Source organism: Paraburkholderia strydomiana (assembly GCF_031456815.1).
GTDB classification, from domain to species: domain Bacteria; phylum Pseudomonadota; class Gammaproteobacteria; order Burkholderiales; family Burkholderiaceae; genus Paraburkholderia; species Paraburkholderia caledonica.
This window is the reverse complement of record NZ_JAVDVL010000009.1, coordinates 107657-133248: the sequence shown is the minus strand read 5'-3', so window position 1 is coordinate 133248 and position 25592 is coordinate 107657. Positions and strand designations below refer to the sequence as shown.

General features: G+C 63.4%; 25 protein-coding genes. 9 read left to right on the top strand and 16 right to left on the bottom strand.

The genetic code is table 11. From position 1 onward, the window contains the following. Position 1: 1 nt before the first annotated feature. The 10 genes from J2W46_RS23235 to J2W46_RS23190 all read right to left on the bottom strand — a co-directional run bounded on the left by J2W46_RS23235 (position 2) and on the right by J2W46_RS23190 (position 8791). Entirely contained in the window at positions 2 to 271 is a 270-nt protein-coding gene (locus J2W46_RS23235) for an HP0495 family protein (protein WP_020067087.1), read from the bottom strand. Continuing rightward, entirely contained in the window at positions 243 to 1193 is a 951-nt protein-coding gene (locus J2W46_RS23230; protein WP_310356564.1) for a D-amino acid aminotransferase, read from the bottom strand. Before J2W46_RS23230 ends, J2W46_RS23235 begins: the two co-directional genes overlap by 29 nt. Positions 1194 to 1205: 12 nt before the next feature. Beyond that, positions 1206 to 2435, bottom strand: a complete 1230-nt coding sequence (locus tag J2W46_RS23225; RefSeq protein ID WP_088173208.1) for a D-alanyl-D-alanine carboxypeptidase family protein — start codon at positions 2433 to 2435, stop codon at positions 1206 to 1208. A gap of 334 nt (positions 2436 to 2769) precedes the next feature. Next, positions 2770 to 3414: an alpha/beta hydrolase gene (locus J2W46_RS23220; protein WP_020067090.1), complete on the bottom strand. Its 645-nt coding sequence runs from the start codon at positions 3412 to 3414 to the stop codon at positions 2770 to 2772. An 8-nt stretch (positions 3415 to 3422) separates the two neighbouring features. Next, a complete protein-coding gene (locus J2W46_RS23215) occupies positions 3423 to 3746 on the bottom strand; it encodes a (2Fe-2S) ferredoxin domain-containing protein (protein WP_027804480.1) in 324 nt (107 codons plus the stop codon). Positions 3747 to 3927: 181 nt separating this feature from the next. Beyond that, complete coding sequence (locus J2W46_RS23210) at positions 3928 to 5091, bottom strand: VanZ family protein (protein WP_310356557.1); 1164 nt, start codon at positions 5089 to 5091, stop codon at positions 3928 to 3930. A gap of 31 nt (positions 5092 to 5122) precedes the next feature. Continuing rightward, the gene (locus tag J2W46_RS23205; protein WP_310356556.1) at positions 5123 to 5764 is read right to left on the bottom strand and encodes an ABC-type transport auxiliary lipoprotein family protein; all 642 of its coding nucleotides are present in this window, start codon (positions 5762 to 5764) and stop codon (positions 5123 to 5125) included. A 30-nt stretch (positions 5765 to 5794) separates the two neighbouring features. Next, positions 5795 to 6757: an MlaD family protein gene (locus J2W46_RS23200; protein ID WP_020067094.1), complete on the bottom strand. Its 963-nt coding sequence runs from the start codon at positions 6755 to 6757 to the stop codon at positions 5795 to 5797. Positions 6758 to 6782: 25 nt separating this feature from the next. Continuing rightward, positions 6783 to 7661 carry an ABC transporter ATP-binding protein gene (locus J2W46_RS23195; RefSeq protein ID WP_020067095.1) on the bottom strand — a complete coding sequence of 293 codons (879 nt, stop codon included), beginning with the start codon at positions 7659 to 7661 and terminating at the stop codon, positions 6783 to 6785. Continuing rightward, the gene (locus J2W46_RS23190) at positions 7658 to 8791 is read right to left on the bottom strand and encodes an MlaE family ABC transporter permease (RefSeq protein WP_020067096.1); all 1134 of its coding nucleotides are present in this window, start codon (positions 8789 to 8791) and stop codon (positions 7658 to 7660) included. Before J2W46_RS23190 ends, J2W46_RS23195 begins: the two co-directional genes overlap by 4 nt. A 119-nt stretch (positions 8792 to 8910) precedes the next feature. Here J2W46_RS23190 and J2W46_RS23185 point away from each other — a divergent pair, with 119 nt between their 5' ends. From J2W46_RS23185 to J2W46_RS23175, 3 genes are all read left to right on the top strand, one after another. Then, entirely contained in the window at positions 8911 to 9825 is a 915-nt protein-coding gene (locus J2W46_RS23185; protein WP_310356549.1) for a biotin--[acetyl-CoA-carboxylase] ligase, read from the top strand. Then, positions 9822 to 10664, top strand: a complete 843-nt coding sequence (locus tag J2W46_RS23180; RefSeq protein WP_310356547.1) for a type III pantothenate kinase — start codon at positions 9822 to 9824, stop codon at positions 10662 to 10664. The genes J2W46_RS23185 and J2W46_RS23180 overlap by 4 nt, the downstream gene beginning before the upstream one ends. Positions 10665 to 10743: 79 nt before the next feature. Further along, positions 10744 to 10983, top strand: coding sequence for a hypothetical protein (locus tag J2W46_RS23175; protein WP_020067099.1), 240 nt, complete (start codon positions 10744 to 10746; stop codon positions 10981 to 10983). Positions 10984 to 11105: 122 nt separating this feature from the next. On the opposite strand, the gene rfaE2 is transcribed toward J2W46_RS23175, so the two are convergent. From rfaE2 to J2W46_RS23145, 6 genes are all read right to left on the bottom strand, one after another. Continuing rightward, positions 11106 to 11588 carry a D-glycero-beta-D-manno-heptose 1-phosphate adenylyltransferase gene (rfaE2, locus tag J2W46_RS23170; protein WP_020067100.1) on the bottom strand — a complete coding sequence of 161 codons (483 nt, stop codon included), beginning with the start codon at positions 11586 to 11588 and terminating at the stop codon, positions 11106 to 11108. A 232-nt stretch (positions 11589 to 11820) separates the two neighbouring features. Then, a complete protein-coding gene (locus tag J2W46_RS23165; RefSeq protein WP_027780097.1) occupies positions 11821 to 12693 on the bottom strand; it encodes a ferritin family protein in 873 nt (290 codons plus the stop codon). Positions 12694 to 13281: 588 nt separating this feature from the next. Next, positions 13282 to 14157, bottom strand: coding sequence for a PhaM family polyhydroxyalkanoate granule multifunctional regulatory protein (locus tag J2W46_RS23160; RefSeq protein WP_310356542.1), 876 nt, complete (start codon positions 14155 to 14157; stop codon positions 13282 to 13284). A 119-nt stretch (positions 14158 to 14276) separates the two neighbouring features. Next, positions 14277 to 15128, bottom strand: coding sequence for an enoyl-CoA hydratase/isomerase family protein (locus J2W46_RS23155; RefSeq protein WP_310356539.1), 852 nt, complete (start codon positions 15126 to 15128; stop codon positions 14277 to 14279). A gap of 36 nt (positions 15129 to 15164) precedes the next feature. Further along, positions 15165 to 16433: an ABC transporter substrate-binding protein gene (locus J2W46_RS23150; protein WP_204522718.1), complete on the bottom strand. Its 1269-nt coding sequence runs from the start codon at positions 16431 to 16433 to the stop codon at positions 15165 to 15167. A gap of 123 nt (positions 16434 to 16556) precedes the next feature. Next, the gene (locus tag J2W46_RS23145) at positions 16557 to 17540 is read right to left on the bottom strand and encodes a fumarylacetoacetate hydrolase family protein (RefSeq protein ID WP_088173216.1); all 984 of its coding nucleotides are present in this window, start codon (positions 17538 to 17540) and stop codon (positions 16557 to 16559) included. A 161-nt stretch (positions 17541 to 17701) separates the two neighbouring features. Here J2W46_RS23145 and J2W46_RS23140 point away from each other — a divergent pair, with 161 nt between their 5' ends. From J2W46_RS23140 to metH, 6 genes are all read left to right on the top strand, one after another. Beyond that, positions 17702 to 18604, top strand: coding sequence for an IclR family transcriptional regulator (locus J2W46_RS23140; protein WP_310356533.1), 903 nt, complete (start codon positions 17702 to 17704; stop codon positions 18602 to 18604). Positions 18605 to 18665: 61 nt separating this feature from the next. Beyond that, entirely contained in the window at positions 18666 to 19940 is a 1275-nt protein-coding gene (locus J2W46_RS23135) for a DUF3108 domain-containing protein (protein ID WP_310356531.1), read from the top strand. A gap of 200 nt (positions 19941 to 20140) precedes the next feature. After that, positions 20141 to 20929: an alpha/beta fold hydrolase gene (locus tag J2W46_RS23130; RefSeq protein ID WP_310356527.1), complete on the top strand. Its 789-nt coding sequence runs from the start codon at positions 20141 to 20143 to the stop codon at positions 20927 to 20929. 118 nt (positions 20930 to 21047) lie between these two features. Continuing rightward, positions 21048 to 21305: a BTH_I0359 family protein gene (locus J2W46_RS23125; protein WP_013337859.1), complete on the top strand. Its 258-nt coding sequence runs from the start codon at positions 21048 to 21050 to the stop codon at positions 21303 to 21305. 364 nt (positions 21306 to 21669) lie between these two features. Then, positions 21670 to 22740: a homocysteine S-methyltransferase family protein gene (locus J2W46_RS23120; RefSeq protein ID WP_020067110.1), complete on the top strand. Its 1071-nt coding sequence runs from the start codon at positions 21670 to 21672 to the stop codon at positions 22738 to 22740. Positions 22741 to 22816: 76 nt separating this feature from the next. Next, the gene (gene metH / locus J2W46_RS23115; protein ID WP_310356820.1) at positions 22817 to 25543 is read left to right on the top strand and encodes a methionine synthase; all 2727 of its coding nucleotides are present in this window, start codon (positions 22817 to 22819) and stop codon (positions 25541 to 25543) included. The last annotated feature ends 49 nt before the right edge of the window (positions 25544 to 25592 follow it).

Sequence of the window (25592 nt, the reverse complement as noted above, 5' to 3'; positions counted from 1 at the left end):
CTTAAAGCACGACCTTGACCATCGGATGACCGGTCAGCGCCCGATAGATATCGTCAAGTTGTTCACGGCTAGTGGCGCGCACCGTCACCGTCAGCCCGGTGTAGTTTCCGCCGCTGGACGGACGCGTCTCGACGCGCGAGGCGTCAACTTCGCTATCGAACTGACGGACCACCGTGACGATCGTCTCGGTGAACTCGGGGTGCGATTTGCCCATGATCTTGATCGGGAAATCGCACGGATACTCAATTAGTGATTCGTTCGCCGGATTCATTTTTTGCTCCTTGCTGCTGCGCCTCTTTTGCCTTGGCTTGCTGATACGCTGCATACAGCGCCGCAAACACCGCACCCGGCTTGCCGCTGCCAACCGGCTGGCCGTCCAGCTGCGTGACAGGCAGCACTTCTTTGGTGGCCGAGCTGATGATGATCTCGTCCGCTGCGCGCACTTCGGCTTCGGCGATCTCACGCACTTCCAGGCGGATACCGCATTCCGCCGACAGCTCTTCGATCAGCCCGTAACGAATGCCTTCGAGAATCTTGTGACTGCGCGGCGGCGCGATCAATGCTCCGCCCTTCACCACCCACACATTCGACGACGACCCTTCGGTCAACACGCCGTCGCGGAACTGGACCGTCTCGAACGCGTCGTTTTCCGCGGCGTATTGCGCCATCAGCACATTGCCGAGCAATGACACAGACTTGATGTCGCAATTGAGCCAGCGGCGATCTTCCGCGCTGACGCAACGCACGCCCTCCGCGCGTTGGGCAGCATTGGGCAGATGGAGCGGCGTAACCATGACGAACACCGTTGGCTGGACGCCCGCGGGAAACGCATGGCCGCGCTTTGCGACGCCGCGCGTGACCTGAATGTAGGCGATCGCATCCTGACTGGCGGCAAGACCGGCCTCGGCTTCGTTGGCCGCGACCACGCGCTCGATCAACGCGCGCCAGCCTGCATTGTCGAATGGATTGGCAATGCCGATCTTCTCGAGCGAACGCGACAGACGCGCCAGATGCTGTTCGAAGCGGAAAGCCGTGCGTCCGGCCGCGTGCGCATATAGCGGCGCGACTTCGTAAATGCCGTCGCCGAAAATAAAGCCGCGGTCGAGCACCGGCACGCGCGCCTCGGACAAAGGCACCACTTCGCCGTTCAGATAAACGATCGGCTCGAGCGAAACATCAGGAAGAGCGGTCATTGCGATCCGTGTTTACTTTTTCTTGTTGAACATGAGCATCAGCGAATCCCACACGCGGCCCACTACGCCCGCTTGCGGCACGGCCTGCAAGGCGACGATCGGGAACTGTGCAAGCACCTTGCCGTCGGCGACGAGCTTCGCGGTACCGACCTGCTGACCGTTCGCGATCGGCGCGATCAGCGGATCCATCTGCTCGATTTGCGGCTTCACCTTGTCGGCCATGCCCTTGGGCACGGTGATGTACTGATCGCTCTTCACGCCAATCTGCACCGAGTCTTGCGCACCCTTGTAGACGCGCGGCGTGCCCACCACCTGGCTCGCCTTGTAGAGGCGCACCGTGTCGTACGCGGAGTAGCCGTAGTTCAGCATCTTCAGGCTGTCCTGCACCCGGTCGTGTTCCTTCGTCTCACCCATCATGACCGAGACGAGGCGGCGCGACGCGTCCTGCGTGCCTGGCAGCGAGCGCTTCGCGCTCGCGATCAGGCAGTAGCCGGCGGCTTGCGTATGGCCGGTCTTCAGACCGTCGACGGTCGGGTCGATCCACAGCAGACGGTTGCGGTTCGGCTGCTTGATCTTGTTGTACGTGAACTCTTTGACCGAGAAGATGTTGTAGTAGTCAGGGAAGTCGCGGATCAGACGCGCCGACAGCACCGCGAGATCGCCAGCCGTGGTGTAGTGCTGCGCGTCGGGCATGCCGTTCACATCGGCGAAATGCGTGTTTTTCATGCCGAGGCGCTGTGCTTCGGTGTTCATCATGTTGACGAACTGCGCTTCGCTGCCGCCCACCAGTTCGGCCAGCGCGATGGCGGCGTCGTTACCCGACTGCACGATCATGCCATACACCAGATCGTGCACGGTCACGGGCTTGTTTGCCTCCACGAACATGCGCGATTCGTCGGTGCGCACGCGACGCACCGCTTCGCTCGGCGTCACCGTCTGGTCCATTGCGATCTTCTTCGTTTGCAGTGCTTCGAAGACGAGATACGCAGTCATCAGCTTGGTGAGCGATGCCGGTTCCACGCGCTCATCGGGATTGCCCGAAGCCAGAACCTGATTGCTGGTCGCGTCCACGAGCACCCACGAACGCGCATTCACCGCCGGCGGCGGCACTTGCGCGAACGCAGTGCTGGCCGCCAGCGTGGCGGGCAGCACGACGCCGAGCGTCAATGCGCGGCTTAGCGTGGGAGAAACAAAACTTGCAACGGAGGGAAAAGACGTGCGGCCGGAGGTGGAAAAACGCATAGGGTCGGTTCGTGCAGATATATTCAACGCGCGCAGGGCGCAGAGTTTGGAAGAGCCGGTCGGCGAGCGACTGGCCGTGACGACTAAACGTAACGGCTTGAGCGCCCATTGGACTTCCGGCCACGCGATCGGTTCGCGCAGCACACTCGTAGCCGGCACCGCTGCGCGCGTGAAAAGAAGTTACGCGTCGCGCGAACTGCCGGACAGGCCGTGCTGCGCCCAAAAAAGAGCGCCCATTATACGCGTGGTATTCCCCGAACTTCGCGCAATGACTGGTGAATAGCCAGGCGTTTGCGCGTACCTGTACCCCGGAAAACGCGCGCCGCGCGGCAACTTACCGCCAGGCGTCGACGATGATCCGCTTCAGGATATGCAGCTTGCGATGCAGAAAATGCTCTGCGCCCGGAATCACCACCACGGGCAATTCCTGCGGCTGCGCCCAGTCGTAAACGGATTGAATGGGAACGGTCTCGTCAGTCTCGCCGTGAATCACGAGCGTGTTTTCCGGCACAGGCGCCACGTCCCAGCGGCTCGCGGCGGTGCCGACGAACACCATCCGCTCGATCTCCTTGCCTTCGTCGCGCAGCTTTGCGGCCACATGCGACATCACGAAAGTGCCGAACGAGAAACCTGCAAGCACCAGTGGCAAATCGGCGTGCCCCGGTTGCGCGCGCATGTGGTCGAGCACCGCACGCAGATCGTCGCGCTCGCCGATGCCCGCGTCATGCTCACCTTGCGTTTGCCCGACACCGCGAAAATTCGAGCGATACGTCACGTAGTTCAACTGGACGAGCGTGCGTGCGAGCGTCTGCGCGACCTTGTTGTCCATCGAGCCGCCGAAGAGCGGATGCGGATGCGCGACGAGCGCAATGCCGCGCGGCGCCGCGCCGTTTTCGCGCGTCTCGTCGGGCAGATCGAGCGCGACCTCGATTTTGCCTACCGGGCCGTCGATCAGATACTTCTTCGTATGTGCGTTCATCGCGGCGCCTATTGATCGATCTTCAGACGCTCGACAACCTTGCCGTTCGCCAGATGCGAGTCGACGATTTCGTCGATGTCGCTCTCGTCGACATACGTGTACCAGACGCCTTCCGGATAGACGACGAGCGCCGGGCCGAGTTCGCAGCGGTCGAGGCAACCTGCCTTGTTGATGCGCACCTGGCCGGGGCCGGCGAGGCCGAGTTTCTTCACGCGCTTCTTCGCGTATTCCTGCATTGCCTGGGCATTGCAGTTCGCGCAACTCGGACGCTCTGCGCCCGGTTCACGCTGATTGAGGCAGAAGAAGACGTGGTACTTGTAGAAGGAGTCCATGTTGTACGAAGAGCGAGGCTGTCAGAAGGGCAATAGTGCAGCAGAAGGCAGTCGGGCGCAGCGGCGCGCACTTTGTTGCGGAGGAGCCGTTGGCCGCGCCGCTTGCGGAGGTCGTTTGCGAAGGACCGCTTGCGAACGATTATAGCGAGCAAGAGGCCCATCGCTGACGCTGCAGGAGCGCCTACTTCGACTCAAGCCTCGTGCGCCGCCTGAGCCAAACGCGTTCGACGACGAACGCTAGCCACACGAGCGCCGCGTACGGCCACACCCACGCGAGCCAGCGCGCGAGGCCATTGAAGTGCAGATAGCGTCCTTGCCGCCAGTCGGCCAGCACGACATCGAAATAAGGATTCACCGGCAACAGGTTGACGAACACGAGCGTCACGACGAGTGCGCCCGCCGCCAGCGCGGTGCGCGATCTGCGCCGCAGACGCAGCGCCAGGAGCCCGAGCGCCGCGCCGCAGCCGATGCCCGCGAGCGCGCCTGGCGTCGCCCAGTCGAAGGCGAGGCCCGATTGCGACTGCAAGAACGTAGCGCCCGCCTTCACTCCAAGAGCCACGACGATAAATAGCAGCAACAGCCGCACGCGCGGCGCATGACGGCGTATCGTCAACGACGCGAGCGCAAGCGCGGCGAACAGATTGAGCGTGGTGATGAGGGCTTCCCAGGCATCGTCAGGCAGCCAGGCGGCGACCCACGCGGGCCATGTGCCGACGTGCCAGCCGGCCGGCGTCCACGCGAACAGGGCATCTTGCGTCGTGGAATCGACTCGCGTCCACAGCGCGCGCGGCCAGTTACCGAGCCCAAAGAGACGCGGCGACGGATACATCGTCGCAAACGGCCAGGCCGCGACAAGACACGCGAGCGCGGCACTCTCACGGTGGAACCACATGAGCCGCAAGCGTCGCAGCAACCCGCGGTCGAGCAGCGCGCCCGTAGCCGGCGACATGATCGCCGCGCCAAGCAGCGCGCCGAGCGCGTTGGCCGCGAGGTCGAGGTTGGACGCGACCCGCGTCGGCAAATACGTTTGCACGGCTTCCATCACGCCCGACAGCAAGCCGCCGAGCACGAAAGCCAACGCGACCGCGAGCGGCCCGCGCCAGCGCGGATAGAGCGCAAGCACCATTAGCGCGCCAAACGGCATATAGCCGAGCACATTCGTGACGACATCGAACGCCGTCAGATACTGCGGCATCGGATCGGAAAGGAAGGCGAACGGCGTGAGACCGAGCGAGCGCCAACCTGAAAACGGATACCACGAACCGTAGACGATCAGCACGGTGTACAGCAGCAGCGCTTGCCGCGAAAGCACCGACGGACGGCGCAGCCACGATCTTTCGCTCATGCAGCGCTCCGTTGCGTGCGCTGCGCGCCGGTCATTGCGCGGCGACCAGCGCCTGAACGCCGAGCCAGGCGGCGATTTGCGCGACGAGGTCGTCGCTGGCGGTGGCGAGCGCTTGCGCGCCGCCTGCAGCGTCGGCGGTACTCGACGGCGCCCTGGAGATGAAGGTTCGCTGACCCAGCACCTTGCCGTTTTGCGTCAGCGTGGCGCGCGCGGTCACCGCTGCATGGCTTTGCGACTGGCTGTCGAACACCTGTTCGAACTCGCCCAGATCCACCTTCAGTACGGGCGCGGCGACGCCGTCGGCGCCCGTCAGCACCGTGCCGCGAGAACTGAGCGCGCCGCGCAGACGTTGCGTGAGCAACTGCGAAGGCGGCATCGTCCAGTGGCTGTTCGCGTACGCGGCCAACTGCTGCGCGTCGGCATAGCCGAGCCGGTACACGAGCTTGTCGGACTGGAGCATTTCCGGCGCGCTCACGTCGAGCACCTTGACCGCCGATTGCGTGCCCGCAGACGCTGCAGGCTTCGGCGGCCCGAAGTCGTACCGAATGTCCGCGAGCGCGGTCGGCGTGCTGGAGCAGCCTGCCGCCAGCAGACTGAACGCAAGCAGCGTCGCGCAAACAGCGCCCGCGCGCGCGGCACGCGAGGACAACAAGCGGTGAATGGAGCGTGACATGACGATGTTCCTTTCTTCAAACCTTCAGATTCATTGTGCGGCGCGCGCGGCAGGCCACGTGAAACCAGCCTCGCCGGGGCCCGGCGCCGCCGCCGGCGCACCGAACAGCACGCTGCGCGGGCTGGTGCTGAACGTGTCGGCGGCGCGGTCCACGGAGCGCGCGGCGGAGCGCACGTCTTCAGCAAGCGAGTTGACCCGCGGCAACGTGTCGTAACCGACCCGCGCCGACAGATCCTGCAATGAGCCGTTCATCGCGGTGAGCGCGTCGCCCGCCTGCTGAGCCGCGGTGCCCACCTTGTTCAGATTGGTCTCGAACGGACCATCCGCACGATTCAGGCTCGTGATCAACTGGTTCGTCGAGACGAGCGTGCTATCCAGCTTGTCGATGGTGGCGGGCAGCTTGCCGGCCACCGGCGCCATCTGCTGCGTGAGCGTGGCGACGCCGTCCGCGGCTTTCTGGATGCTGGCCGCCGTGCCGTGCAACTGGTCGACCATCTCCTGCGACAACAGATTGTCGACGTCGTCCGTGACCTTTTCGAGTTTCTTCAACAGCACGTCGCCGCGTTGTTGCAATTGGTCGAGCAAGCCCGGACGCATCGGCAACTGTGCTACCTGCTTCGCCGACGAGGCGAGCGGCGACGGATCGCGCCCCGTGTCGTCGAGCTGAATGAACGCGATCCCCGTCACGCCTTGAAAGCCGAGACTGCCGAACGTGGAATGCGTGATCGGCGCATGCGTGTCGACGAGAATACGGATCAGGATCTGGCCCGGATGATCGCGGTCGAATTTGATCGACTGCACTTTGCCGACGTCCAGCCCTCTGTAGCGCACGGCCGCGTCGGTAAAAAGACCCGTTACGTTGGTGCGCGCAATCAGATCGTACGGCACGCGCACCGCGCGGTCGACATTGAACAAAAAAGCCGCCGTTGCAATCGCGGCCAGCAGGACGACCGTAAAGAGTCCTGCCCAGAACGCATGCGATTTGTTTTCCATTGCCAGGTTCCCTAGTTTCCCTGATTCACAGCGGCAATTCGGACGATGCCGGCTCAAGCGCCGCGCGCGGCAGCTTTGCGCGGCGCTCGGGCGGCAACGCCTGCAAGGCGCGGCGCCCGCGCAAGCCGAGAAAATATTCGCGGATGAACGGATGATCGACGCCGGCCGCTTCTTCCACAGGCGCGGCGACCAGCACCTTGCGGTCCGCCAGCACGGCCACGCGCGTGGAAAGCGCGACCATCGTGTCGAGATCGTGCGTGACCATCACGACCGTCAAGCCGAGCGCGCGATGCAGCGCCGAAATCAGTTCGACGAACTCGTCGGACGCTTGCGGATCGAGCCCGGCGGTCGGCTCGTCCAGAAACAGCAGTTCGGGTTCGAGCGCAATCGCGCGCGCAATGCCTACGCGCTTGATCATGCCGCCGGACAACGCCGAAGGCATTTTGGACGCGTGCTTGCACGGCAGCCCGACCATCTCCAGTTTCAGCATGACGATGTCGCGCAGCAGGTCTTCGGGCACCTTGCCGAGTTCGCGCACCGGCTGTGCGACGTTGTCGAACACCGACAGCGACGAAAACAGCGCGCCCCGCTGAAACAGCATGCCGGAGCGGCTGCGCATCAGCAGCGCGGTTTCGGGCGAAATGGTCGCGAGGTCTTCGCCAAACAGCTTGATGGTTCCCGAAGTTGGCCGCTCCAACCCGAGAATCTGTCGCACGAGCGTGGTCTTTCCGGAACCCGACCCGCCGACGATCGACACGATCTCGCCGCGCCGCACGTCCAGATTCACATGCTGATGCACTACGTTGCGGCCATAGCGCTTCGTGACGTCGATCACCTCGATCACCGGCTCGGCGATGGAAGGCATCGGCTGGCCGCGTACGGCCTGAGTTAGCGGCGCGATCATCCGAGCCCCACGTTCTGGAACAGAATCGCGAACACGGCGTCCGCGAGAATCACGATCGTGATGGACGTCACCACCGAGGTCGTCGTGCCTTCGCCGAGACTCTGCGAATTGGCTTTGATACGGAACCCGAAGTGGCAGCCGACGATCGCGATCAGCATTCCGAAGACGACGCCCTTGCCGAGACCGATCCACAGGTTCGCAGCCGGCACGACGCCGGGCAACGCGCGCGCGAAATAACTCATGTCGATGCCGAGCACAATCTTCGCGGCGAGTGCCCCACCGCTCAGCGCAATGATGTTCGTCCACATCACGAGTAGCGGCATCGCCACGCCGAGCGCCACCACGCGCGGCAGGATGAGCCGCAGACCGTGCGGAATGCCCATCACGCGCATGGCGTCGAGTTCCTCGGTCACGCGCATCACGCCGATCTGTGCGGTGATTGCCGAGCCGGAGCGGCCCGCGACCAGAATCGCCGAGAGCACCGGCCCGAGTTCGCGGATCACCGAGAGCCCGAGAATATTCACGATGTACTGATTGGCGCCGAAGAGCCTCAATTGCTGCGCGGACAGATAGCTCAGCACGATGCCGATCAGAAACGCGACCAGCGCGGTGATGGGCAGCGCCCTGGTGCCGGCGTTGTAGATATTCGCTGAGATTTCAGTCCACGGCGTGAGGGCGGGCTTGCGCGCGATCGCCAGCAGATCGAGCACGACGCGACCCAGCATAGCCACGCCGCCGTATAAATGCTCGAAGAACGAAAACAGCCCGAGGCCGAGCCGCGTGAACGGATCGAATCTGACGACCGGCTCCGCCGTCTCCCGGACGGTGTCGAGCAACGCAATGCGCTCGAAGATATCGCGCTGCGTGTCGGTGAGTTCGGTGTCGGGCGGCATTCTGTGGCCCCACACGCGCCACAGCGCCTGGCCGCCGACGTGGTCCATCCGGTCGATGCGCGATAGATCCCACTGGCCGATGCCTTCGGCGCCTTCGAGCGAACGCAGTTGCGGTATCACATGTCCGGTTGCACGGTCGCGCGCGAGCGCGAGCGCCGTCCACTGGCCCGAGAGCCGGACGATCTTGCCTTGGCTGCCAGCCGCGACTTCAAGGCCGGGCGGAGTGTCGTAGTTCAAGGATCGTTGCAATGTGGTTATCGGAGTAGCGGCCATTGTAACGAACGCGCAGCGGATCGACCGCGCTGGCGGGCCCAGGCGGTTCGCTGTCGCTACAGGCTGTCGCTACAATATGGGACATGAACGCTTCCACTCCTCCCAAAGGACCGGCCGCTGCCGCGAACGCAGCCGACTGGCGTATCGACCGTGAACGCGCCGTCGCTCTTTTCGGCGCGCATGCGCATGACTGGCCGATCGAAATCGTCGAAGAAACCGGCTCGACCAACGCCGACCTCATGTCCCGCGTGAAAGCGCTGCCGCGCAAGGCGGGCGCGCTGCCGCGGCCGATCGTGCGGGTGGCTTACCTGCAGACCGCCGGACGCGGCCGCCGCGGGCGTCCGTGGTACGCGGAGCCGGGTAATGCGCTGCTGTTTTCGGTCGCCTGCGTGCTGCCGCGTCCGCTAGAAGGACTGGCGGGATTGAGTCTCGCGGTGGGCGTGGCGCTCGTCGACGGACTGCGCTCGTTGCCTGTCGCCGGCCCCGGCCAGATTGCGCTGAAGTGGCCGAACGACATATTGCTCGAAGGCGACAAGCTCGCCGGCATCCTGATCGAGACCGCCTGGAGTACGGACGACGCGAGCGCCGTGGTGATCGGCATCGGCACCAACGTGAAGGGCGCCGACGAACTCGCCGCGAAAATCGGCGCGCTCAACGCCGGGTCGCCGCCGCAGGTGCACGGCACGGCACCGACCGCGCTGCAGCGCGCGCTGCCCAACGCGAACCTCACCGATACGCTCGCCGCCGAACTCAATGCACTGGAGCCCGCGTTGCAGCGCTTCGGCGCGGAGGGATTCGCGCCGTTTCAGGCGCGCTGGAACGCCATGCATGCGTACGCCGGCCGCGAGGTCGTGCTGCTCGAACAGGGCGCGGAAGTCACACGCGGCGTCGCTGCGGGCGTCGATGAGCGCGGCCAGTTGTTGCTCGATACCGACGCGGGCCGGCAGAGCATCGCGACCGGCGACGTGTCGCTGCGTCTCGCCGACGGTGCTGCATGACGAGCGGCGCGCGTCATCTTTTGATCGACGCGGGCAATAGCCGCGTCAAATGGGCAATGGTCGAGGCTGACGGAACGCAGATCGCCGGTGGCGCGCTTGCGCATGGCGGCGCGGATCAGACTCAATGGGCTACTGAAGGGGCGACTCAGTGGGCGAACTTGCCGGCGCCTCGCGGTGCATGGTTATCGAACGTCGCGGGCGATGCCGCGGGTGAGCGAATCGCTGCGTTGGTCGACGCGCAATGGCCGCATCTGCCGCTCACCACAATTAGCGCCCGCGAGCAGCAATGCGGTGTGACCAACACGTATACGACGCCGCACGCGCTCGGCAGCGACCGCTGGGCCGGCATGATCGGCGCGCACGCGGCATTTCCCGGCGAGCATCTGCTCATTGCGACCTTCGGAACCGCAACCACGCTCGAGGCGTTGCGCGCGGACGGCCGCTTCGTGGGCGGACTCATCGCGCCAGGCTGGACATTGATGATGCGCTCGCTCGGCGAGCACACGGCTCAATTGCCGACACTCGACGCTAACGCCGCGCGCGGCCTTCTGGCGAGTTCCGCTGATAAGCAGGACGCAGCCCGACGCGGCCCGTTCTTCGCGACGGATACGCCGCGTTCGCTATCTGCCGGTTGCACGCTGGCACAAGCAGGACTCGTCGAGCGGACATGGCGCGACTTGACGGACGAATGGCAGGTGCAGGTGCGCCTCGTGGTCGGCGGCGGCGCTGCAGACGAAGTGGCGAGCGCACTGAAAGTGCCGCATACTCGCCACGATTCACTGGTTTTGTCTGGGCTTGCACTGATAGCTTCCGAGCGCGCTTCGGAACACGGCGTGTAGAACACCGTCCGGATGTGATGGCTGAGCTTCGCGTCTGAACCACATCGGTGGGTCAACTTCTGGAAGGGAAAATATAACGATGCTGCGCTGGCTGATCGCCATACTGTTCCTGGCCAACCTTCTGGCATTCGTCGCAGTGCGCGGCGTGTTCGGCCCGACGCCCACCGCGAGCGGGCGCGAACCCAATCACCTGAGCCGTGAAGTCCATCCGGACTGGTTGAAGGTGCGCCCGGTCACCGCCACGGACGCCGCTGATCAGGCTGTTGTCGGCGCGGCGGCACCGGTCGCGCCGATCGCGGCGTCGGCGTTGCCGCAATAAAACGGACAATCGAAGCTGAGAGTTGGAGCCGGATGTTGCAGCGGCGCGTCGGGGGCCGCATCTAACTGTGCAAGCACAAGCCTAGGCCATGCAAACTTTGCACCGTGCTCACTCGTCCACACTTAGCCTTGCGTACGAACCTTCTTGAGCAGCGCCGTCGTCGAGCGGTCATGCTCGAACGGAATTGCCAACGCCTTGCCGCCCCAGCCGCGCACGATGGCCGACTCCGGCAACGTGTCCATGTCGTAGTCGCCGCCCTTGACGAGCACATCCGGACGTAGCGCCGAGATCAATTCGACAGGCGTCTTTTCCCCGAAGCAAACCACGTAGTCGACGCTCTCCAGCGCCGCGAGCAAAGCCATGCGGTCGGCTTCGTTGTTGATCGGCCGGTCATCGCCCTTGCCGAGCATACGGACCGACGCGTCGCTGTTCACGCCGACGATCAGGCAAGCGCCCTGCGCTTTCGCATCCGCGAGATAGGTCACATGCCCGCGATGAAGAATGTCGAACACGCCGTTTGTAAATACGACCGGCGCGTTCAGCGAAGGGCGCAGCGCGACCAGCGCGTCGCGAGTAAGAATCTTGCGTTCGAAAATAGCGGCCATTTGAGATATGGAAGATACAGAGATTTGCCGTCGCGATACGGCGTATGCAACGTGGAGCATAACGCTCACGCAGACTGGTCGAGCATAAGGGCGAGCATCGAAATCAGGCGCAAATTAAACAAAACGGTCCGGCAAGCTCGCGCCTGCCGGACCGTTTTAAAGCGCCGAACCGGAGCGCGGCGCTAGCTTTGCATTATGCGCGACCCGCGAATCCGGATTCACGAGGCTCCATTCAAGCCGGCTGTTCGGCCGACTTCTGGTCGGCCTGCAGCCGCGTCACCACTTCCTTGCGATAACGGTTCAGTTCCTGCGCGGTAGTGAACGTGCGCTCGAACAGCAGCGACAAATTATGCAGAATGCGCTCGACAACCTTCTTTTCCCAACCGTCGTCGAAACGGATCTGCTCGTCGAGCCAGCGTTCGAGCCATTCCGGATCGGGCAGGCGCGACTGGATCGTGTCGCGCGGGAACAATGCCTGATTGACGTGCAGATTCGTGGGATGCAACGGCTTTTCGGTGCGGCGCGCCGACGCCATCAGCACGCCGATCTTTGCAAAAGCGGCTCGCGCGATGTCGCCGGTTTGCACCATGGCTTTCTTCATGTAGCGCAGGTAAGCGCCGCCATGCCGCGCCTCGTCGCGCGAAATGGTTTCGTAGATGTGCTTGATGACCGGCTCGGTATGCCATTCGGCAGCGCGGCGATACCAGTGATTCAGGCGGATTTCGCCGCAGAAGTGCAGCATCAGCGTTTCAAGCGGCGGCGCCGGGTCGAATTCGAAGCGCACGGCGTGCAGCTCTTCTTCGGTGGGGCACATTTCCGGCTTGAAGCGGCGCAGATATTCCATCAGCACCAGCGAATGCTTCTGTTCTTCGAAGAACCACACGCTCATGAACGCGGAGAAATCGCTGTCGTGATGGTTGTCACGCAGAAACATTTCCGTGGCGGGCAGCGCCGACCATTCGGTGATCGCGTTCATCTTGATCGTCGCGGCCTGCTCGTCGGTCAATAGCGATGCATCGAACTTGTCCCAGGGAATGTCTTTCTCCATGTCCCATCGAACGGATTCGAGCGATTTATAAAGTTCCGGGTAAAGCATGGTGTTCATAGTCCCACCCCTGTTCTGCACATACTGTGTGTGTCTGTCACTACTACGTGTAGCACTTTCCTGACCACGAACGAAACGCGCCGGGTGCTCTACCCGAATGCCGCGCCGTTCGCCGGCCAAGCCTTCAATTTTACGCGGTAACCGGCCGCCTGGATGCACGGGCAGCGAAGAAGTCCGGGCGCTCGCGCGAGGAGCGGCTAACGCAAAGTTACACGCTCGGGTCACGCATTGCGCGGCCAACCATGGGTGAGGGATGCCCTATGCCTGAGGTCGAGCCAGTTTGCGATGAAAACCGCACCGTCCAGCCCTGCGCCGGTGATGCCGGCGGTGAATGGAGCCTGGGCGGCTGGTTGGTTGTTTTCAGCGCACGCCCAAAACCAAACAAATGCCTTCCAATGATAGCACGCTGACTTCCTCAAACCCGCGCGATAGCGGACGCAATTCCGATGCCTGGTTGACCTGTCTCAACGACTGTGCAATCGGCGGAGTGTGGCTTGCGACGGGGTCAAAACGGTGACAGCCGGCGATTTTTCTGCCCAGTTGCCCCGACAATTGGCCCGGCTGCCGCCCGCCTCCCGCAGCGCATCGTCACACGGATTTTTTTGGCGGCTTCGACCCGCTGCTGGCCGTCCCGGCCGCTGCGCGCTTTGTGATTGACGGCGCGCGCTTCGCCGCCGGCCGCTTCGCCGCAGACTGGTCAGCAGATCCAGCGCCTTCAGCCGAACTTGCAGACGCTGCGGCGGCTTCGTCCTCGGGCGACGGTCGCGGCACATCGGTCGCCCCGCCAACTGCCTCGCTCGCCTCGTCGGCAGCGTCCTCGTCAGTCTCGGCTTGCGCGCCGCTATTCTCGGCCGCTCCCGCGGCGCTCGCGGTCGGCTGAGTCATCGCGAATTGCGCGATCTGGTTGAATTGAGATTGCAGCAGATTCCACCATGCCGATGCGTCGAATGGAGGAGTGGCAGGTGTGCCTTCCTCGTCGCCCGACGCTTCAGCGGTAGCCGAGTTTTCAGCCGAAGCCGCCGGCTCCGGATGAGGCCAGCCACTCGTTGGCGACGGGCTCGGCGCAGGGGGCGGCGCAGGCGACGCCGCCGCCGGCTGACTCATCGATTGCTGTGCAAACGCGCCGAACGCACGCAGCGTCGCAAGCGTCGCCCGCTGCACTTCGAGCGCCTGAATCGCGGATTGCAACATGCTCAGGTTCAGCTTGAGCCATTGCTCGACCGCGCGCATGTCGGTGATGCGCTTATCGAGTTCTTCGACGTTGGTAAGCGGCGCCATCATGTCGGACATCATCGACAGCGACGGACCCATGCCCGCGCCCATGCCCGCGCCCGATGGTGCGCCGGAGAACGCGGAGCCGAACGGCGACATGCGCATCATGCCCCACATGTGTTCCAGCATTTCGGCGGGCGGAAAACCGGGGAAGCCAGGGAACGGCGGCGTTGAACCAGATGTGTCAGTCATGCTTGTCGCCTCGCTGCATTAACAAAAAAGCGCGGAAAGAAAAACGCGAATCGGAGAGCGCATCGAGCGCATCCGAAACCGATCATACAGCGCGGTACATCGGAATCGCGCTGCATCCGTTACGGTGCGCGCCAAGGGTCTGCGCCGCCGAAATCCGGCGCACGCCGCTCGCGCAGCGAGGTCACGCCTTCACGCACGTCCGGCCCGGCGAATCCCATGAACTCCAGCGCAAGCGACGCATCGAAAGCGGGCCCTGCCGAGCGCAGCCAGTTGTTCAACGCATACTTCGTCCAGCGGATCGCGGTTTGCGAACCGTGCGCGAGTTTCTGCGCGACTTCGAATGCTTTGGGCAGCAGATCGTTTTCGTCGACCGCAAGGGACACGAGCCCGATTCTCTCCGCCTCCGTGCCGCTCACCGGCTCGCACAGCATCAGGTAGTACTTGGCCTTCGCCATGCCGCACAGTAGCGGCCAGACGATCGCCGCGTGGTCGCCGGCGGCTACGCCGAGCCGTGTGTGCCCGTCGATAATGCGCGCAGTCTTCGACGCGATCGAAATATCGGCAAGCAGACCCGCGACCAGACCCGCGCCGACGGCCGGACCGTGCATCGCCGAGACGATCGGTTTGCTGCAGTTGATGACGTTGTAGACCAGATCGCGAGCCTCGCGCCATACGCGCGCGCGCACGTCGAAGTCGGTAGCCATGTCTTCGACCAGTTGCAGATCGCCGCCCGCCGAGAAGCCCTTGCCCTCGCCGCGAATGATAGCGACGCGCGTGTCGGGATCGCGGTCGATGTCGCGCCAGATTTCCGCGAGTTCGTAATGCATGCGCGCGTCGGCGGTAGCAAGCGCGCTTCTGTTCGCACCTTCGCCGCTCATCACCACTTCGAGTACGCCGTGCGGACGGCGATGCAACTTGAGCGACTGGTAACGTGCGTAGAACGCATCGTTGGCGTGAGGTTGTTCAGTCATGGTGATCGGTCCGTGTGTGCGTGATGCGCGCATCGCTTAACGCGGCTGATAAACCCATTTGCCGCTGCTGATTTCGACCATGACGCGCGCTCGTTGGTCGAGCCCCAGGTGGTCCCCGGCGCTCATGTTGACGACGCCGTTGGTATCCGCGAGACCGCGCGTGCCTTCGAGTGCGTCGCGCAGCGCGCGGCGAAATTCCGGCGTGCCCGGCGCGGCTGTTTTCAACGCGATCGGCACGGCATGGCTGAGCAACATGCCCGCGTCCCACGTGTAAGAGCCGAATGCCGAGACGCTGCCAGGCCCACGCAGCGCTTCGAAGCGCGCGATGTAATCGAGCGCGAGGCGCTTCGCCGGATGATCGGCGGGCAATTGCGCCGCGACCAGCACTGGGCTTGCTGGCAGGAAGGTGCCGTTGCAATCCGCGCCGCAGACGCGCAGGAAGTCGTTATTGCCCACGCCGTGGTTGTGATAGATCAGCCCTTTATAGCCGCGTTCGCGCAGTGTCTTCGGCGGTAACGCCGCGGGCGTACCGGCCGCGCCCACCACCACTGCATCGGGATGCGTTGCGAGGATTTTCAGCACCTGCCCCGTCACGCTCGGATCGGTGCGATTGAACCGCTCGCTCGCCACCATCTGCATGTGATGAAGCTGCGCGAACTTCGCGACTTCGGCGTAGAAGGTCTCGCCGAGCGCATCGGCCTGACCGATGAACGCGACAGTTTTCACTCCGCGTGTACTTGCATGCTCGGCAATTGCCGAAGCCATCATCGCATCCGTTTGCGGAGTCTTGAAGACCCAATGGCGCTTGGCATCAACGGGTTCAATGATTTTCGCCGACGACGCAAGCGAGATCATCGGCGTGGTTCCGTCGGCAACCACGTCGATCATTGCCAGGGAGTTCGGCGTAATGGACGAACCGATGATCGCGTCGACATGATTTTCGGAGATCAGCTTCTTGGTGTCCTGGACTGCCTGGGTCGTGTCCGACGCATCGTCGAGCACGATGTATTCGACGCTCTGGCCGCCGATCTGTTTCGGCAGCAACGTCGCCGTATCGCGCGCGGGAATGCCGAGCGACGCGGCGGGCCCCGTCAACGAGAGCACCAGCCCGATCTTCACCTGAGCCAACGCCGCCGCGGGCGACAGACATACAAGCGCCGTACACAATGCGGCGACACGAGCCGCAGCTCTGGCGAGCCGCCTGCTCAGCTTCAGTTCTTCCCGCTCCTCCAGCCATGCGCTCGCATTCAGACCACGCGCGCATGCGCTCCCCAATCCCGCGTCAATCGATCCAGCTCGCCGCATGGTGTCTCCTCACATGAGTTTTTCGTTTTGATTTACCGCCGATGCCGCCGCGCCAGTCAGTGTAGCGGCGCGCGATGGCAGCGGCATCGGGCGAAACCCTTTCGGACTATGCGCCGTACCGCTTCAGTCGAGCGGTGCGATGCTCTGCTCGATGGAGCCGAAAATCGACTTGCCCGCTTCATCGAACATTTCGATCTTCACCGTGTCGCCGTACTTCATGAACTCGGTCTGCGGCGCGCCATGCTCGATCGTTTCGAGGCAGCGTTTTTCGGCGATACAGCAATAGCCGCGCTTCGCGTCCTTGTTGGAGACCGTGCCCGATCCGACAATCGCGCCCGCTCGCAAATTGCGCGTTTTCGCAGCATGCGCGATCAGCTGGCCGAAGTGGAACACCATGTCCGTGCCGGCGTCTGGCTGGCCGACTTTCTTGCCGTTCCAATGGACGATCATTGGCCGGTGCACGCGGCCTTCGCGCCAGTGTTCGCCGAGTTCGTCGGGCGTCACGGCGACCGGTGCGAACGAAGAGGCCGGCTTGCTCTGGAAAAACCCGAAGCCCTTCGCGAGTTCAGCGGGAATCAGATTGCGCAGCGAAACGTCGTTGACGAGCGTGATCAGACGCACGCTTTTGAGCGACTGCTCGGGCGTCGCGCCCATCGGCACGTCCGTGGTGATTACCGCAACCTCTGCCTCGAAGTCGATGCCGAACGCTTCGGATGCACAGACCACGTCGTCTTTCGGACCGATGAAGTCGTCGCTGCCGCCCTGGTACATCAGAGGATCGGTCCAGAATTCGGGCGGCATCTCCGCGCCGCGCGCGCGCCGCACGAGTTCGACGTGATTCACATACGACGATCCGTCCGCCCATTGGAAAGCCCGGGGCAGCGGCGCCATGCAGTCGCTTGCGTCGAATGAAAATGTGTTGCGCGCGCGCCCCTGGTTGAGCGCGTCGTACAGGTCGTGCAATTGCGGCGCGTAGAAGGTCCAGTCGTCGAGCACGCGCTGCAACGTGGGCGCGATCGCGTCGGCAACGGCCGCCGTGTGCAGGTCGCGGGACACGACAATCAGTTGGCCGTCGCGCGTGCCGTCTTTCAGCGTGGCAAGTTTCATGGATGATGAACCGGGTTAGTGACGATAGAGGGAATCTATTCTACGATGGTGAATCGGCGCAGCCCAAGCCCGCCTTGCCGAAATCCCTGTCAGGCGTATCGCGCGGGCTCTGCGGCCGGCTTTCTTTCACCGCTTCTGAACGCGCTTCGCGCGCCTTGCTCATGCCGAACACTGCCCGCTCCGGCGCAATTCCTAACCGCGCGGTCGCCGACGCCGCCGAAGCATCCGACATCGACGACGAGACCGCCGAGACCACCGACGCAGCCGACGCCGGCGAGGAAAAGCTGCGCTCGGGCATCCAGTCGATCGAAGTCGGCTTCAGGCTGCTCGACGTGCTGACCCGCGAACCGCGCGCCATGATGCTGCGCGATCTCGCGCAGCGCGCCGGCATGAGCCCTGCGAAGGCCCACCGCTATCTGGTGAGCTTTCTACGTCTAGGCGTCGTCTCGCAAGACCCGCTCTCCGGTCGATACGAGCTGGGCGGCTTCGCGTTGCAACTCGGACTCGCGCGGCTTGCCCGCGTCGACGGCGTGAAGCTCGCGCGGATCGCGCTCGCCGAACTGCGCGACCGGCTCGACCTGACTGTGGGCATCGCCGTGTGGGGCAATCAGGGGCCGACCATGGTTCACTGGATGGAATCGAGCCATCCGGCGAAGGCGTCGTTGAAACTCGGCGACGTGATGCCGCTCCTCAGTTCCGCCACGGGCCTGCTCTTCGCGGCCTATCTGCCCGCGGGCAAGACCGGCGCAATGCTGGAGCGCGAACTGGCCGACACCCGCCGCTCGTCGCATCTGGGCGTGCCGCGTACCCGCGAGGAAGTCGAAAGGGTGCTGGCGGACGTGCGCGAACATGAAGCGGCGCGCGTCGAAGGCATGTTGCTGCCGACCATTCACGCGTTCTGCATGCCGGTGTTCGACTCGACGGGCGAACTGGCGCTCGGCCTCGTCGCGCTCGGTCACGAAGGCGCGTTCGACATTGGCTGGGGCGGCGAAATCGACACGGCGCTGCGTGAATGTGCGCAAAAGCTGTCGTACGAGCTGGGGTATAGTCCGACGCCGCGTTAAGGCTCGCCGCCGCATCCATTCATTCGCACTTTGCGCCCGCACTGCACGCATTCAATCGCCGATGGCTCTACCTTCCACCGCACGCCAGTCCGATCTGACGCTCGCTGACGAGCCGCGTGTCCGTTGGCGTACGTGGCGCTGGATCGCGGTCCTGCTCGTGGTCGGCGTTCTCCACTGGATCGCCGCGCAATGGGTCGAGCGCCACCGCGCGACGCTGAATCCATCCGGTGACGAACATGTCCCAGTGCAGGTTGCGCTTCTTAAACCGGAACGTATCGAACGCAATCCGGCTGCCACGGCCCCGGCTGCGCCCACGCCCGAGCGAAAACGCAAGCCCGTCGCCGGCAAGCCGCGCGAGCATGTGTTGACCGCGTTGCGACCGGCCGAAAAGCCCACAGTCGACGCCGCTATCGCCGCATCGGACACCGCCGCCAGCGCGCCTGTCGCAAACGTGGCATCAGCGAGCGCCGCAAACTCCACGCCCGCAAGCGCGACGGCAAGCGCAGCGCCGGTCGCGCCAGCGCCGCCGGGCGTCAAGTTCTCGGTCCCGCCGTCCGGCGAACTCCAGTACGACACGTTTTACAACGGCGTGCGAAACCAGCCGGGCACGATCCATTGGACCAGCAGCGCGCAAAGTTACGAAATGGTGGTTTCGGTGCCCTTACCTTTTGTCGGCACCTTCGTGTATTCGAGCCATGGCCGTATTGATGCATTCGGCCTCGCTCCCGAGCAATACGTGGAAAAGCGCGGTCGCCGCGTGGAAGATGTTTCCATCTTCAACCGCGCCGACAAAAAGATCGCCTTCACGCGAACACCCGCCACACTGCCATTGCCCGACGGCGCGCAAGACCGCTTCAGCATGATCATGCAACTGGCGAGCCTGGTGCGCGGCGACCCCGATGCCTACAAGCCGGGCGTGACGCGCCAGTTCTTCGTGGTAGACAGCGACAGTGGTGAAAACTGGCCAGTCGAAACTATTGGCGACGAAAGCATCCGCACCGCGCAGGGCTACCTGCAAACGCGCCATTTCAAGCGGCTGCCGCGCCGCCAGGGCGACCAGCGCCGCATCGACGTATGGCTCGCGCCTTCGCTCGGCTGGCTGCCCGCGCGACTCGTGCAGACGGAGCCGAACGGCACGCAGTTCGAACTGGTGTGGCGCGGCAAGATCAGTGTCGATAACCACGCAGGCTCGTCCGATATGTCGCCGGCTGCCTCCCCTTCAGCCGCGCCGACAGCCGCCTCCGACGCAGCGCCAGCCGCGCCGCTGGCATCTCCGCCAGGCCCGCCTGTCAATTCGACCGGTGCCGACGACACTTCCGGCAACATCAAGCCCTGATACAAAGCCCGCCGGCACCGGCGGCGATGCGGGCATGCACTCGAATAGTGCCTCGCACATACTCGCGAAACTTCCGTCTCGATGCCGACTCTGCATCATCTGATGCAACCGTTGGCGGGCCGCAGACGTATCTGCGTATATGCGCATACACGTCAGGCCTCGACCAATTCTTCCACTGCGATCCCCTTGAAGGAGCCCGCATGCAAGTGAACATCAACGGAATCGAGACGCGCTACGTGCTGAGCAATGAAGGCGGCGGCCCCTGGCTTACGTTCATTCATCAACTTGGCGGCGATCTGTCCGTGTGGGACCAGGTCGCAGGCTATTTTCGCGACGACTATACGGTTCTGCGCTACGACGTGCGGGGTCACGGCCAAACGGAATTGTCAAAAGAGCCGTTCTCGGTTGGCGATCTTGCCGGCGACCTTGCCGCGCTGCTCGATGCGCTGGGCGCCCCGAGCACGCACCTCGTAGGTATGTCGATGGGCGGCATGATCGCGCAGCAGTTCGCGCTTGACCACTCGTCCCGTGTGGACTCGCTCACCATTGCCGACAGCGTTGCCGCGAATCCGCCAGAGGCCCGCGCCACATGGGACCAACGCGCCGCCAGCGCCCGCCGGGACGGCATGGCGCCGCTTGCGGCCGCCACGCTCGAACGCTGGCTGACCGAGGATTTTCGGGTCGCGCATCCCGAAGCAGTGGAGCCGATCCACGAGGCGCTGACCCGCACGTTGCCAGAAGGCTACGCCATGGCGTGCGAAGCGCTGCGCGAGTTCGACGTACGCGGTAAGCTGGGAGCGATTCACTGTCCAACCCTGGTCGTGGCAGGGCGCCACGATACGGGCACGCGGCCTGCTGCTAGTCAGGAGATAGCAGATGCCATTGAAGGCGCTCACTTCGAATTGCTCGACGCCGCTCACCTTGCGCCAGTCGAGCAGTCTCAACGTTTTGCCGCACTGCTTGAAACGTTTCTTGAAAGGCCGGTCTAACCGGTAGGTTCGGAACTTTTACAAGCGTCAATCCGGACCCACCCCTTGAATTCCACACCATAAGCTCCACGTATGGCGCAGGAATGGCCAGGAGCCAACGGAAATAAGGAGTGTCGCCATGCAAATGATCTACAACAGCCCTAACTATTGTGTCGTCGAATTTCCGCCGCAAGAAGGCCCGCTGGCCATGAAATCGGGTGGCTACGAGATCGTCGACAAAAACATGCAGCGTGAAATTTACATTGACGGTGCAATGGCGGCGCGGTTTCGCGAGAACGTGCAAAAGCTGATCGAAGAAGAACCGTCGCTAGACGAAGTCGACGAATTCCTCGGCCAGTTCGACAGCCTGATGCATCAACCGGTAATCCTCCACTGACCTTAAGGTCACGCCGACGTTCTCGGCGGCAGGACCGTTTGTATAGTTTTCACGTATTTGGCGACATATATCGACCACGCCGTCCGGCACCGCCGGCGGCCTCTACAAGATGGTCGGCAATGATGAAAGCGGTTCAGCGGGCTCAGCCTGCTGAACCGTTTTTCTTTTTGTGGCGTGTTGCGGTGTCGTTCAGTGGGATTCGCGCGCAGTCGTGCGTTGCGCGGTGTCCCAGGCCTTTGTCCCGACCTGAATTGCGCCTCACGCGACATCCAGTCAGCGCCGCGCCGCCCGCGCCCGGCGAATTAGCCCGGCTACGGCTACAATGACTGGTTCCCGAAAAAGCCGGCGCAAGCCCTTGTCCGCCATGAACCAGCCTGCCCAAACTGCCAAGCCTGTCCGTCCCGAGCTCGCCTATACCCGTGGCACGGCGCTGCCCGCGCTGCTCAAGTCGCGCATTCTGATTCTGGACGGCGCAATGGGCACGATGATCCAGCGCTACAAGCTCGACGAAGCGCGCTATCGCGGCGAGCGTTTCAAGGACTACGGGCGCGACATCAAAGGCAACAACGAACTGCTGTCCATCACGCAGCCGCAGATCATCAGCGAGATTCACGAGCAGTATCTGGCTGCGGGCGCCGACATCATCGAGACGAACACGTTCGGCGCGACCACGGTCGCGCAGGCGGACTACGGCATGGAAGCGCTTGCAGTCGAAATGAACCTGCAGTCGGCAAAGCTCGCGCGCGCCGCATGCGACAAGTATTCGACGCCCGACAAGCCGCGCTTCGTAGCAGGCGCGATCGGACCGACGCCGAAGACCGCGAGCATTTCGCCCGACGTGAACGATCCCGGCGCACGCAACGTCACGTTCGACGAACTGCGCGCGGCCTATTACGAGCAGGCAAAGGCGCTGCTTGAAGGCGGCGCGGACCTGTTTCTCGTCGAAACGATCTTCGACACGCTCAATGCGAAGGCCGCGCTTTTCGCGCTCGACGAACTGTTCGAAAACACCGGCGAACGTTTGCCGATCATGATCTCCGGCACGGTCACCGACGCCTCGGGGCGCATTCTCTCGGGTCAGACCGTCGAGGCATTCTGGAATTCGCTGCGGCATGCAAAGCCGCTCACGTTCGGTTTGAACTGCGCGCTGGGCGCGGCGTTAATGCGCCCTTACATCGCCGAACTTGCAAAGCTCTGCGACACGTATGTGTCGTGCTATCCGAACGCGGGTTTGCCGAATCCAATGAGCGATACGGGATTCGACGAATTGCCGGCCGACACGTCCGGACTGCTCAAGGAATTCGCCGAAGCGGGTCTCGTGAACATCGCGGGCGGCTGCTGCGGTACGACGCCGGAGCACATCGCGGCGATAGCGAAGGCGCTCGCCGAAGTGAAGCCGCGCAAATGGCCGACGCAGTATCGCGACGCCGCTTGAGCGGCGTCCAGGCAGACGCAACGCAGACACACCGCAGACGCAACCGAGCCGCACCTAACGCACGCAATCGACTCGCATATACGCCATGACAGATCACACCATGCGCCTTGCCGGCCTAGAGCCGTTCAACGTCACGTCCGGGACGCTTTTCATCAACGTTGGTGAACGCACCAACGTGACAGGGTCGAAGGCGTTCGCACGAATGATCCTGAACGACCAGTTCGACGAAGCCATTGCCGTCGCGCGCCAGCAGGTGGAAAACGGCGCGCAGGTGATCGACGTGAACATGGACGAGGCGATGCTCGACTCCAAAGCGGCGATGGTCCGCTTCATGAATCTGATCGCGTCGGAGCCGGACATCGCGCGCGTGCCGATCATGATCGACTCATCGAAGTGGGAAGTGATCGAAGCGGGCCTGAAGTGCGTGCAAGGCAAGGCGATCGTCAACTCGATCTCGCTCAAGGAAGGCGAAGAAGCGTTCCGCCATCACGCGAACCTGATTCGCCGCTACGGCGCGGCCGCCGTCGTCATGGCTTTCGACGAGCAGGGCCAGGCCGACACGTTCGAGCGCAAGACGCAGATCTGCAAGCGCTCGTACGACTTCCTCGTGAACGAAGTGGGCTTTCCGCCGGAAGACATTATCTTCGACCCGAACATCTTCGCGATTGCCACCGGCATCGAGGAGCACAACAACTACGCGGTCGATTTCATCAACGCGACGCGCTGGATCAAGGAAAACCTGCCGTACGCGAAGGTGAGCGGCGGCGTGTCGAACGTGTCGTTCTCGTTTCGCGGCAACGATCCGGTGCGCGAGGCGATTCACACCGTGTTCCTGTATCACGCAATTCAGGCCGGCATGGACATGGGCATCGTCAACGCCGGGCAGCTCGGCGTGTATGCCGACCTCGATCCGGAACTGCGCGAACGCGTCGAAGACGTGGTCCTGAACCGTCGCCCGGACGGCACCGACCGCCTGCTCGAAATCGCCGACAAATTCAAGACCGGCGCGGCGAAGAAAGAAGAGAACCTGGAGTGGCGTAACCAGCCGGTCGAGAAGCGCCTGTCGCATGCGCTCGTGCACGGCATTACGAACTTCATTGTCGAAGATACCGAGGAAGTGCGCGCGAAGATCGCGGCCGCAGGCGGCCGTCCGATCAACGTGATCGAAGGCCCGCTGATGGACGGCATGAACATCGTCGGCGACCTGTTCGGTCAGGGCAAGATGTTCCTGCCGCAGGTCGTGAAGTCGGCCCGCGTAATGAAGCAGGCGGTTGCGCATCTGATCCCGTTCATCGAAGAAGAAAAGAAGCAACTTGCGGCCGCCGGCGGCGACGTGCGCGCGAAGGGCAAGATCGTCATTGCGACCGTCAAGGGCGACGTGCACGACATCGGCAAGAACATCGTGTCGGTGGTGCTTCAGTGCAATAACTTCGAAGTGGTCAACATGGGCGTGATGGTTCCATGCAACGACATTCTCGCGAAGGCGAAGGTCGAAGGCGCGGACATCATCGGGCTCTCGGGATTGATCACGCCGAGTCTCGAGGAAATGGCCTACGTCGCGTCGGAAATGCAGCGCGACGACTATTTCCGCGTGAAGAAGATTCCGCTGCTGATCGGCGGCGCGACCACCTCGCGCGTGCACACCGCAGTGAAGATCGCGCCGCATTACGAAGGCCCCGTGGTGTATGTGCCGGACGCGTCGCGTTCGGTGTCCGTCGCGTCGAGTTTGCTGTCTGACGAAGGCGCGACAAAGTATCTCGACGAATTGAAGTCCGACTACGAGCGCATTCGCAATCAGCACGCGAACAAAAAGGCGCTGCCGATGGTCTCGCTCGCCGAAGCCCGCGCGAACAAGACGCCGATCGACTGGAAAGGCTATCAGCCGGTCAAGCCGAAGTTCATCGGCCGGCGCGTGTTCAAGAACTTCGATCTGAACGAGCTGGCCAACTACATCGACTGGGGGCCGTTCTTCCAGACCTGGGACCTCGCCGGTCCTTATCCGGCGATTCTGAACGACGAGATCGTCGGCGAATCGGCGCGGCGCGTGTTTTCCGACGGCAAGTCGATGCTCGCGCGTCTGATCCAGGGTCGCTGGCTGCAGGCAAACGGCGTGATCGCGCTGCTGCCCGCCAACACGGTCAACGACGACGACATCGAAATCTACACGGACGAATCGCGCACCGAAGTCGCGCTCACCTGGCGCAACCTGCGGCAGCAAAGCGTGCGGCCGGTGGTAGACGGCGTGATGCGTCCGAACCGCTCGCTAGCCGACTTCATTGCGCCGAAAGACTCGGGCGTGGCGGACTACATCGGCATGTTCGCGGTCACGGCGGGTCTCGGCGTCGACGTGAAGGAAAAGCAGTTCGAAAAGGATCACGACGACTACAGCGCAATCATGCTGAAGGCGCTTGCCGACCGTTTCGCCGAAGCCTTTGCCGAAGCGCTGCATGCGCGGGTGCGGCGCGACCTGTGGGGTTACGCCAACACCGAAAACCTGTCCAGCGACGACCTGATCGCGGAAAAATATCGCGGCATTCGCCCGGCGCCCGGCTATCCGGCGTGCCCGGACCATCTGGTGAAGCGTGACATGTTCGAGGTGCTGCAAGCGGGCGACATCGGCATGAGCGTGACCGAATCGCTTGCCATGCTGCCGGCGGCCAGCGTCTCCGGCTTCTATCTCGCGCATCCGGACAGCACGTATTTCTCGGTGGGCAAGATCGGCCAGGACCAGCTGGAAGATTACGCACAGCGAATGTCTCTTTCGAAGGCGGATGCCGAGCGGGCGTTGGCGCCGTTGCTCTAAGCCGGTAAGAGCCGATCTGCCGGCGTGGCGGGAAACCCACTATATCCGG

What these genes read in the sequence shown, in the direction of transcription:
- rfaE2 (WP_020067100.1), bottom strand. Translation starts at nt 11,588, where the DNA reads ATGGCCGCTATTTTCGAACGCAAGATTCTTACTCGCGACGCGCTGGTC.
- J2W46_RS23155 (WP_310356539.1), bottom strand. Translation starts at nt 15,128, where the DNA reads ATGACTGAACAACCTCACGCCAACGATGCGTTCTACGCACGTTACCAG.
- J2W46_RS23225 (WP_088173208.1), bottom strand. Translation starts at nt 2,435, where the DNA reads ATGCGTTTTTCCACCTCCGGCCGCACGTCTTTTCCCTCCGTTGCAAGT.
- J2W46_RS23180 (WP_310356547.1), top strand. Translation starts at nt 9,822, where the DNA reads ATGACGAGCGGCGCGCGTCATCTTTTGATCGACGCGGGCAATAGCCGC.
- J2W46_RS23150 (WP_204522718.1), bottom strand. Translation starts at nt 16,433, where the DNA reads ATGCGGCGAGCTGGATCGATTGACGCGGGATTGGGGAGCGCATGCGCG.
- J2W46_RS23235 (WP_020067087.1), bottom strand. Translation starts at nt 271, where the DNA reads ATGAATCCGGCGAACGAATCACTAATTGAGTATCCGTGCGATTTCCCG.
- J2W46_RS23160 (WP_310356542.1), bottom strand. Translation starts at nt 14,157, where the DNA reads ATGACTGACACATCTGGTTCAACGCCGCCGTTCCCTGGCTTCCCCGGT.
- J2W46_RS23135 (WP_310356531.1), top strand. Translation starts at nt 18,666, where the DNA reads ATGGCTCTACCTTCCACCGCACGCCAGTCCGATCTGACGCTCGCTGAC.
- J2W46_RS23195 (WP_020067095.1), bottom strand. Translation starts at nt 7,661, where the DNA reads ATGATCGCGCCGCTAACTCAGGCCGTACGCGGCCAGCCGATGCCTTCC.
- J2W46_RS23140 (WP_310356533.1), top strand. Translation starts at nt 17,702, where the DNA reads ATGCCGAACACTGCCCGCTCCGGCGCAATTCCTAACCGCGCGGTCGCC.
- J2W46_RS23230 (WP_310356564.1), bottom strand. Translation starts at nt 1,193, where the DNA reads ATGACCGCTCTTCCTGATGTTTCGCTCGAGCCGATCGTTTATCTGAAC.
- J2W46_RS23165 (WP_027780097.1), bottom strand. Translation starts at nt 12,693, where the DNA reads ATGAACACCATGCTTTACCCGGAACTTTATAAATCGCTCGAATCCGTT.
- J2W46_RS23120 (WP_020067110.1), top strand. Translation starts at nt 21,670, where the DNA reads ATGAACCAGCCTGCCCAAACTGCCAAGCCTGTCCGTCCCGAGCTCGCC.
- J2W46_RS23215 (WP_027804480.1), bottom strand. Translation starts at nt 3,746, where the DNA reads ATGGACTCCTTCTACAAGTACCACGTCTTCTTCTGCCTCAATCAGCGT.
- J2W46_RS23210 (WP_310356557.1), bottom strand. Translation starts at nt 5,091, where the DNA reads ATGAGCGAAAGATCGTGGCTGCGCCGTCCGTCGGTGCTTTCGCGGCAA.
- J2W46_RS23185 (WP_310356549.1), top strand. Translation starts at nt 8,911, where the DNA reads ATGAACGCTTCCACTCCTCCCAAAGGACCGGCCGCTGCCGCGAACGCA.
- J2W46_RS23220 (WP_020067090.1), bottom strand. Translation starts at nt 3,414, where the DNA reads ATGAACGCACATACGAAGAAGTATCTGATCGACGGCCCGGTAGGCAAA.
- J2W46_RS23200 (WP_020067094.1), bottom strand. Translation starts at nt 6,757, where the DNA reads ATGGAAAACAAATCGCATGCGTTCTGGGCAGGACTCTTTACGGTCGTC.
- J2W46_RS23175 (WP_020067099.1), top strand. Translation starts at nt 10,744, where the DNA reads ATGCTGCGCTGGCTGATCGCCATACTGTTCCTGGCCAACCTTCTGGCA.
- J2W46_RS23205 (WP_310356556.1), bottom strand. Translation starts at nt 5,764, where the DNA reads ATGTCACGCTCCATTCACCGCTTGTTGTCCTCGCGTGCCGCGCGCGCG.
- J2W46_RS23130 (WP_310356527.1), top strand. Translation starts at nt 20,141, where the DNA reads ATGCAAGTGAACATCAACGGAATCGAGACGCGCTACGTGCTGAGCAAT.
- J2W46_RS23145 (WP_088173216.1), bottom strand. Translation starts at nt 17,540, where the DNA reads ATGAAACTTGCCACGCTGAAAGACGGCACGCGCGACGGCCAACTGATT.
- J2W46_RS23125 (WP_013337859.1), top strand. Translation starts at nt 21,048, where the DNA reads ATGCAAATGATCTACAACAGCCCTAACTATTGTGTCGTCGAATTTCCG.